Source organism: Rudaea sp. (assembly GCF_036560865.1).
Lineage (GTDB): Bacteria > Pseudomonadota > Gammaproteobacteria > Xanthomonadales > Rhodanobacteraceae > Rudaea.
Genome location: NZ_DATBQK010000128.1, coordinates 1 through 8,084 on the forward strand (window position 1 = coordinate 1; position 8,084 = coordinate 8,084).

The 8,084-nt window shown below is 64.8% G+C and carries 8 protein-coding genes; all 8 read left to right on the forward strand.

Translation table 11 applies throughout. The annotated features are described in order from the left end of the window. On the forward strand, positions 1-841 hold an 841-nt coding region (locus tag VIE67_RS12570), incomplete at its 5' end, for a hypothetical protein (protein WP_332026735.1). A gap of 112 nt (positions 842-953) precedes the next feature. Beyond that, positions 954-2,135, forward strand: a complete 1,182-nt coding sequence (locus VIE67_RS12575; RefSeq protein WP_332026737.1) for an EAL domain-containing protein — start codon at positions 954-956, stop codon at positions 2,133-2,135. Between the two features lie 103 nt (positions 2,136-2,238). Then, a complete protein-coding gene (locus VIE67_RS12580; RefSeq protein WP_332026739.1) occupies positions 2,239-3,234 on the forward strand; it encodes an AAA family ATPase in 996 nt (331 codons plus the stop codon). 100 nt (positions 3,235-3,334) lie between these two features. Further along, positions 3,335-4,285: a DUF58 domain-containing protein gene (locus tag VIE67_RS12585; protein WP_332026741.1), complete on the forward strand. Its 951-nt coding sequence runs from the start codon at positions 3,335-3,337 to the stop codon at positions 4,283-4,285. Positions 4,286-4,290: 5 nt separating this feature from the next. Continuing rightward, positions 4,291-4,770, forward strand: a complete 480-nt coding sequence (locus tag VIE67_RS12590) for a DUF4381 domain-containing protein (protein WP_332026743.1) — start codon at positions 4,291-4,293, stop codon at positions 4,768-4,770. Next, positions 4,763-5,800 (forward strand): vWA domain-containing protein, encoded by a 1,038-nt coding sequence (locus VIE67_RS12595; protein ID WP_332026745.1) that lies wholly within the window; start codon positions 4,763-4,765, stop codon positions 5,798-5,800. The genes VIE67_RS12590 and VIE67_RS12595 overlap by 8 nt, the downstream gene beginning before the upstream one ends. Next, positions 5,797-7,743, forward strand: a complete 1,947-nt coding sequence (locus VIE67_RS12600) for a VWA domain-containing protein (RefSeq protein WP_332026747.1) — start codon at positions 5,797-5,799, stop codon at positions 7,741-7,743. Before VIE67_RS12595 ends, VIE67_RS12600 begins: the two co-directional genes overlap by 4 nt. Continuing rightward, positions 7,740-8,084: BatD family protein (locus VIE67_RS12605; protein WP_332026749.1), on the forward strand; the 345-nt coding region annotated here is incomplete at its 3' end. The genes VIE67_RS12600 and VIE67_RS12605, both read left to right, overlap by 4 nt.

An 8,084-nucleotide genomic window follows, 5' to 3' on the forward strand; every position in this document is an offset into this window, starting at 1 on the left:
TGGTAATGTTTCGACGCCGGCGACCACCAACGCTGTCGGCGTCGCCACGACGACCCTGAATTATCCGGTGTCGGCACTGGGGCTGGCATCGGCGGTATGGGTGCAAGGTACGGGCATCGACACGTTTACCAGCGGCACCAAGACGATAACCGATGCGGCTCTCGTGGGTTTCCCGGGTGTTGCGCCAGCCAAGATCGTAATCAGCCCGAGTCCAATTCCAGGCGATATCACCACCAGCGTGCAGGTGTGCATCTACGACGCGGCAGTCAGCCCGTTGGCTGGCGTCGTATTCGGTTTCAATTTCGCCAGTCTTGGGATTGGATCCGGCTCGGTCGACTCGGTCAGCACCGCAGGCAACACAGCACACGCGACCGATTCAAGCGGCTGCGTGATCACGGCGGTCAAGACCAGTGGTCTCACCAGCAGCGACAAAGCTACCCTGACCTTTACTGCTGGCGGCGCAACCGCCACTGCAAATATCACGGCAAGTGGCAGCCTGGTTCTTCTCGCGTCACCTTCCGCACTCAATGGCTCGGGCGGATCAGTTACGCTGACACTGGAACAAAGCGATGGTACGCCGGTTTCGGGCGTGCTACTGGTCGGTAGTTGCACGGGCGGCCCACCGATCCCGGGGATTACTTCGGGCCCGGGCGTGACCGGCGCCAGTCCGAATCCACCCGGCGTCACGGAAGCCACTATTACGGCGATGCTGGACTCTTCTTCGACCAAGCCAGGCAGCGGCAGCTGCACGTTCAAGACGGCAACCGGTACGCCGTCCGTAACAGTCACGCTCTCGGGCGTTTGCACGGTAAGTGCCTCGCCGTCTCCGTGCGGGACCTGAGCGCCGTGACATAGGCAGGCAGAGGGCCGCGGCAACGCGGCCCTTTCTTTTGTGCACATCGTGCTAGCATGATCGTCTGGCCTGCAAGGGGCCGGCTACGAGATCGGTCGCGATGGATTCGGCGTATCGAATTGAGTTGCAGGCGGGCAATGTGTTGTTCCGCGAAGGCGATGCGCCGACCACGGCGTTTCTGATCGAGGAAGGCACGTTGCTCATTACGACGCGGCAGAATGGCAGCGTCGTGGTTCTCGGCGAACTCGGCCATGGCGTTCTGATCGGCGAAATGGCGGTCCTTGATGAAGCACCGCGCAACACGACTGCGACAGCACTGAACCACTGTGTGCTCACACCGATCGATCGCGCGCAATTCGCCGAACGACTCGAGAGCGCCGATCCGCTGGTGCGCGCATTGTTGTTCAGCCAACTCGGGCGCTACCACAACGCGCTGGCCAGGTTCAGCGGCGCCGCGCGTTCAAGCGCGGGCGACGAGACGGCGATGCGTTCGGCGGTGTCGCTGGCGCACGACAAAATCCGTCTGGAAAGTCAGTTGCGCCGGGCGCTTGATCTGCACGAGCTCGATCTGTATCTGCAGCCGATCCGGCACATCGCGAGCGGCCGCATCGCCGGTTTCGAAGCGCTGACCCGCTGGCACCATTCGGAACGCGGCCCGGTGTCGCCGGCCGCATTCATAGCACTGGCCGAGGAAACCTCGCTGATCGTGCCGGTCGGCGAGTACGTGCTGCACGAAGTCTGTTCGGCGCTGCAACAGTTCGCGCCACTCGCGGCGACGCCATTCGTGGCGCTGAACGTGTCGGGGCGGCAATTGCAGGAGCCGGATTTCGTCGAGCGCATGGTCGCCCAGGTGCGCGCGCATGCCATTGCGCCGACTCAACTCAAGCTTGAGATCACCGAAAGCGTGGCGTTGGACTTCGACAAGGTCACGGCGTTGATCGCAAGCTGCCATCGCGAGGGCATCGCCGTGGCACTCGACGATTTCGGCACCGGTTATTCGAATCTCGGCCTGCTGCACAGGCTTCAACTGGATGCGCTCAAGCTCGACAAGGATTTCATCCACCAGCTGCACGATCCGCGCTGCCTGGCGGTCGTGCGCGCCGTGATCGCCATGGCGCGCGCGCTCGATTGCGCGATCGTCGCCGAAGGCGTCGAGACGGCGGCACAGCTCGCCCAACTCACGGCACTTGACTGCCATTATGCGCAAGGCTATTTCATCGGCAGGCCGCAGACTGTCGACGAGGCCCTCGCGACGTTCGCCGCGGATCGCGCCGCCGCGTAGCCGGCCCGGATTGCGGGCCAGGAAACCTTCGTGGTATCCGCGTTGTCCTAGACGCGCAGCAGCTCTTTGTCTGTGCGACCATCCACTACCGAAATCGATCACCATGGATATGCCTGAACTCGCTCAAGGTTCGGCGCTGAACGGCGCCTTTCAAACATTACGCACAGCGCTTTCCGCGTGCATCATCGGCCAGAGCGCACTCGTCGATCGCCTGCTGATCGCCTTGCTTGCCGACGGCCATCTGTTGGTCGAGGGTGCGCCGGGTCTGGCCAAGACGCTCGCGGTCAAGGAGCTCGCCGCACGCATCGAGGGCGACTTCCACCGCATCCAGTTCACGCCGGACCTGTTGCCGGCCGATCTCACCGGTACGGAAATCTACCGCCCGCAGCAGGCCAGTTTCGAATTCCAGCGTGGCCCGATTTTCCACAACCTGCTGCTTGCCGATGAGGTCAATCGCGCACCGGCCAAGGTGCAGTCGGCCCTGCTCGAAGCGATGGGCGAGCGCCAGGTCACGGTCGGCCGCACGACGTATCCGCTGCCGCCGCTGTTCCTGGTCATGGCGACGCAGAATCCGATCGAGCAGGAGGGCACCTATCCGCTGCCCGAGGCGCAGCTCGATCGCTTCCTCATGCATGTGCGTATCGATTATCCCGACGGCGCGTCCGAGGCGGCGATCCTCAAATTCGCCCGCGATCGTGCACGCGAGACACTGAGGGAGACCGTGGTGCCGCAGCGCTGCCTGACCCAGGCACAAATCTTTGCGGCACGCGCCGAAGTGCTGAACCTGCATCTGGCACCCGCGCTGGAGGAATACGTGGTCCAGCTCGTGCTGGCATCGCGCACGCCGAAAGCCTACGGCGAGGATCTTGCGCGCTGGATCGCGTACGGCGCAAGTCCACGCGGCACGATTGCGCTGGATCGCTGCGCGCGCGCGCGCGCATGGCTTGCGGGGCGCGACTTCGTCACACCCGAGGACGTGCATGCAGTCGCTGCCGACGTGCTGCGTCATCGCGTGCTGCTCAGTTACGAGGCCGAGGCTGAGGGCGTGACGCCGGATCGAGTGATCTCGGCGTTGCTCGATCGCGTGCCGCTTCCTTAAAAGCAGGGCTGAGAGCCGAGGGCTGAGGGCTGAAAAGCCGAGGTCCGCGGCTCTTGGTCTTCAGCTTTCAGCCATCGACCCTTAACGCACGATCTTCGCGATGAACCCAGCCCTCAGCCTTCAACCCTCAGCCCTCAGCGCCGTCCACGTCACCCTCGACGATCTGATCGCGATGCGCCTGCGCGCGCACCGGCTGGAGCGTTTCGCGCGGCGCGTCGGCGGCAGTCACGCGGCCGTGCACGCCTCGCGCTTTCGCGGGCGCGGCGTCGACTACGCCGAATCGCGCGCGTATCAACCCGGTGACGACATCCGGCAGATGGATTGGCGCGTCACTGCGCGTACCGGCCGGCCGCACACCAAACTGTTTCAGGAAGAGCGCGAGCGCAGTGTGCTGCTGGTGATCAGTTGCAATCCGGGCATGCGCTTCGGCACGCGCGTGCGCTTCAAGTCGGTGCAGGCCGCGCGCACGGCGGCGCTGATCGCCTGGGCGATCGCGCTCAGCGGCGATCGGGTCGGTGCGATCGGCTATGGGCCAGGACTCAATGCCGAAGTGAAACCGGGCGGTGGCGTGCGCGGCGCGTTGCGTTGCCTGCGCGCGCTGGTCGAGTGGGACGGGATCACCCGTGGCGCCACCGCGACGGTGCCATTGTCGCAGGCGCTGCAGCGCGCGCAACGCCTGGCGCGACCGGGCACGCAGATCATTCTGCTGACCGACGGGTTCGATTGCGACGCCGCTGCCGAGCCTGCGCTGTCCCTGCTCGCCAATCATTGCGATGTGGCTGCCGTATTGCTTAGCGATGCAATCGAACATCAGGCGCCACCGCCCGCGCGTTACGCGCTGCAAAGTGAAAGTGGCCGGGTAATGCTGGATTTCTCCGCACAGCGCACACGCGCGCGTTGGCCAGCGCTGTTCGACGAACGCCGCGAGCAGCTCGTCGGCATGCTCAAGCGCCGCGCGCTCAATTCGGCCGTGCTCGATACGCACGCCGAGCCCGAGCCGGTGTTGCGTACCCTGCTGGGCTTCGACGCGCGCCGCCGGAAAGCGGGGTGACTGCAATGAATCCGGCACAGGGCCCAGAACTGCGCGATATCCACCTGCCGCCGCCGCCATCGTGGTGGCCGCCGGCGCCGGGTTGGTGGCTGCTCGCCGCATTGTTTCTGGTTATCGTCATTTTTACCTTTCTATATTTTTATAAAAAAATGCGGCGGCGCCACCGCTGGCGCGCCTTGATAGCCGAGTTCGATCGCGCTGTCGCAATGGCGCATGGTGACGCACCAGCGCTGGCGGCTGCATTGTCCGGATTTCTGCGTCGGCTGAGTTTGACCGATGCGCCTGCGTCCGCTTCGCTCACGGGCGACGCATGGCTGGAGCATCTGGACAAACGCATCGCGTCCGATGAATTCAGCGCCGGTGTCGGTCGCGCGCTGATCGAGGCGCCGTATCGCGCGCAGGCGGACTACGACGCAGCCGCGCTGATCGCACTTGTGCGACGCACCGTACACCGCTCGTTCCATCGCGAGGCCGCGCATGCTTGAGTGGGCCTGGCCCTGGCTATTCGTCGCATTGCCGCTGCCGTGGTTGGTCGCGCACGTGCTCAAACCCGCGGCGACGCAAGCAGGCGCTGCGCTGCGGTTGCCAATAGCGCTCAGCGGTTTCGATACCGCGCCTGGCGGCAATCCAATGGCCGGATGGAAACGTATCCTCGCACTGCTGGCGTGGGCACTGCTCGTCACCGCCGCGGCGCGACCGCAATGGATCGGCGATGCGGTGCAACTGCCGCGCAGCGGGCGCGACCTGCTGCTCGCGGTCGATGCCTCGGGCAGCATGGAAACGCCGGACATGCAGATCGGCGGTCAGGCCGTGAGCCGTTACGGTGCGGTCAAGGCGATCGCAGGCGACTTTATCCAGCGTCGCGCGGGCGACCGCATCGGCCTCATCGTGTTCGGCAGCCAGGCCTATCTGCTCACTCCGCTGACTTTCGATCGCGACACCGTGCTCAAGCAGTTGAACGAATCCGTGGTCGGCCTGCCCGGGCGCGAAACCGCAATCGGCGATGCGGTCGGGCTGGCGGTGAAACGCTTGCGCGAGCGCCCCGCAAATCAGCGTGTACTGATCCTGCTCACCGACGGCGTCAACGACGCCGGCGAACTCGATCCAGCCAAGGCGACCGATCTGGCCGTGGCCGAGCATGTGAAAATTTATACCATTGGCATCGGCGCCGAGGCGATGCGCGTGAACGACGGCTTCTTCGGCTCGCACGTGGTCAACCCTTCTGCCGATCTGGATGCAAAACTGCTGACCGACATGGCGCAAAAAACCGGTGGCCGCTTTTTCCGCGCGCGCAATACGAACGAACTGGCGCAGATCTATCGCGACATTGACGCGCTCGAACCCAGCGCGGACAAGCAGCAGCAATTCCGTCCGGTCGACGAATGGTTTTACTGGCCGCTGTCGCTGGCCTTGCTGGCCGCACTGATTGGCGGGTTGGCGCCGGTGCTTGCCGCGAATCGACCTGCGCTGATTCGACGCGCTGCGGATCGTTCTCTCGCGGAGCAGGTGCGATGAGCGGCATTTTGCAGAATTTCCACTTCTTTCGTCCGTGGTGGCTGCTTGCATTGCTGGCTCTGTCGCTGCTCTGGCGCGCGCTGCGTTGGCACGGCGCGGACGCGGATGTCTGGCGCGGCGCGGTCGATGCACACCTGCTCGAACATCTGCTGGTGCGCAATGAGGGCTCGACGCCAGTGCGCAGCCCGCGCTGGCTGCTTGCCGCGGTCTGGGCACTCGCCTGCATCGCGCTCGCCGGCCCGGCTTGGGAGCGCCTGCCGCAGCCGCTGTTCCAGAACAAGGCCGCACGCGTGATCGCGTTCGAACTCGGCAACAGCATGCTGGCGCAGGATGTGAAGCCGAGCCGCTTCGAGCGTGCGCGCTACAAGATCGCCGATATTCTCAAGCGCAGCGGCGATGCGCAGACCGCCCTGATCGCCTATGCCGGCGATGCATTCGTCGTGGCGCCGCTGACCGACGATTCCAACACGGTCGTGAATCTGGTCGATTCGCTCGACCCGTCGGTAATGCCGGCAGCGGGCAACGATACCGGACGCGCGATCGATCTCGGCGTGAAGTTGATCCGCCAGGCCGGTCTTCGCGATGGCGAAGTCGTGTTGCTCGCCGATGACGCGAGCGCGAATGCTGCTGCTGCCGCGGCGCGTGCGCGCGCGGCCGGCGTGCGCGTGTCGGTGCTCGGCGTCGGCACCGAGCAAGGCGCACCGGTTGCGCTCGCGCAAGGCGGATTCCTCAAAGATGACGCGGGCAATATCGTGCTGCCCAAGCTGGACGCGGCGGCGCTGGCAGCGCTCGCCCGCGCAGGCGGCGGGCGCTATGCGAGCTTCAGTGGCGATGCGAGCGATCTGGACGCCGTGCTCGATACGCTCAAGGCCAGCGACGCGTCGGTCGCCGCATCGACACAGGTGCAGAGCGAGCGCTACCTGGATCGCGGGCCGTGGTTGCTGCTCGCGCTGCTGCCGTTGGCGGCATTGGGATTCCGGCGCGGCTGGCTCATGTTGCTGCCGCTCGTGTTGCTGGCACACGCGAATCGCGCCGAGGCGAGCGTATGGGACGACCTGTGGCAGCGCGCCGATCAGCAGGCGCAGGCGCAGCTCGATGCGGGCAGGGCGAAGCAAGCGCAGGCGCTCGCGGCGAATCCGGATTTGCGCGGTGCGGCGGCCTACCGCGCCGGCGATTATCCTGCGGCGACACAGAGCTTCGATCGCGACAACGCCGATGCGCAGTACAACCGCGGCAATGCATTGGCCAAGCAAGGTCAATACAATCAGGCACTGGCGGCGTATGGCGAGGCGCTCAAGCGCGCGCCGCAGATGCCCGATGCGCTGGCCAACAAGCAGGCGGTCGAGGAGTGGCTGAAGAAACAGCAAAAAGATAAAAGTAAACAAAATCAGCACGGCGACTCCAAGGATCACAAGGGCGACAAGCAGCAACAGCCGGGCAACGATCAGGCACAGAATTCCGAACAGAACAAGGACGGCAAGGGCGACCAGCAAGGCAAGGACGACGGCGACAAGCAGCCGTCGCAGCAGCAAGGCAAGGATCAGCAAGGTCAGAGCCCGCAGGACGGGAAACAGCAGCCATCCGATTCCGCGAAAGACGCGGACAAGTCTGCGTCGGGGCAGAACCAGTCCGGCGACGATAAAAGTGCGGCAAAGCCGCCAGGCGCGGGCAGCGAGGCGGCCAAGGAGGCGCAGCGGCAGTTCCAGCAAAGCATGGATCAGGCGCTGGGCAAGAATACCGACAAGGACGGCAATCCGAATAAAACCCCCGCGCAGCCGGTGCGTCTGGGCGAGCGCGAAGGCGACAAGCGCAGCGAGCAGGGCGAAGCCGTCGAGCAGTGGCTGCAACGCGTGCCGGACGATCCGGGTGGCCTGCTGCGGCGCAAATTCCAGCTCGAATACCAGCGCCGCCAGCATGGCGGAGCGCAGGAGGACTCCCAGTGAAAACGCATATCGTCCGCGCGCGACGCTTTGCCGCATTTGTGGCATTTGTCGCATTGTGTATTTGTACCAGTGCGCATGCCGCGCAGGTGCGCGCCTGGCTCGATCGCAACAGCATGCAGATGGGCGAGACAGTGACGCTGAATGTCGAAGTCAGCGACGATGCGAACGCCGCGCAGCCGGACTTCAGCGCGCTGCAGCAGGATTTCAACCTGCTCGGTACGCAGAGTTCGTCGGCGATGAACATCATCAATGGCCAGACCACGTCGAAGCTGATCTGGGCCGTGGGTCTCGAACCCAAGCATGCCGGAACGTTCAGCATACCCGCGCTCAACGTTGCTGGC

Coding starts and splice junctions, on each gene's coding strand:
- VIE67_RS12575 (WP_332026737.1), top strand. CDS start 954: ATGGATTCGGCGTATCGAATTGAGTTGCAGGCGGGCAATGTGTTGTTC.
- VIE67_RS12580 (WP_332026739.1), top strand. CDS start 2,239: ATGGATATGCCTGAACTCGCTCAAGGTTCGGCGCTGAACGGCGCCTTT.
- VIE67_RS12585 (WP_332026741.1), top strand. CDS start 3,335: ATGAACCCAGCCCTCAGCCTTCAACCCTCAGCCCTCAGCGCCGTCCAC.
- VIE67_RS12590 (WP_332026743.1), top strand. CDS start 4,291: ATGAATCCGGCACAGGGCCCAGAACTGCGCGATATCCACCTGCCGCCG.
- VIE67_RS12595 (WP_332026745.1), top strand. CDS start 4,763: ATGCTTGAGTGGGCCTGGCCCTGGCTATTCGTCGCATTGCCGCTGCCG.
- VIE67_RS12600 (WP_332026747.1), top strand. CDS start 5,797: ATGAGCGGCATTTTGCAGAATTTCCACTTCTTTCGTCCGTGGTGGCTG.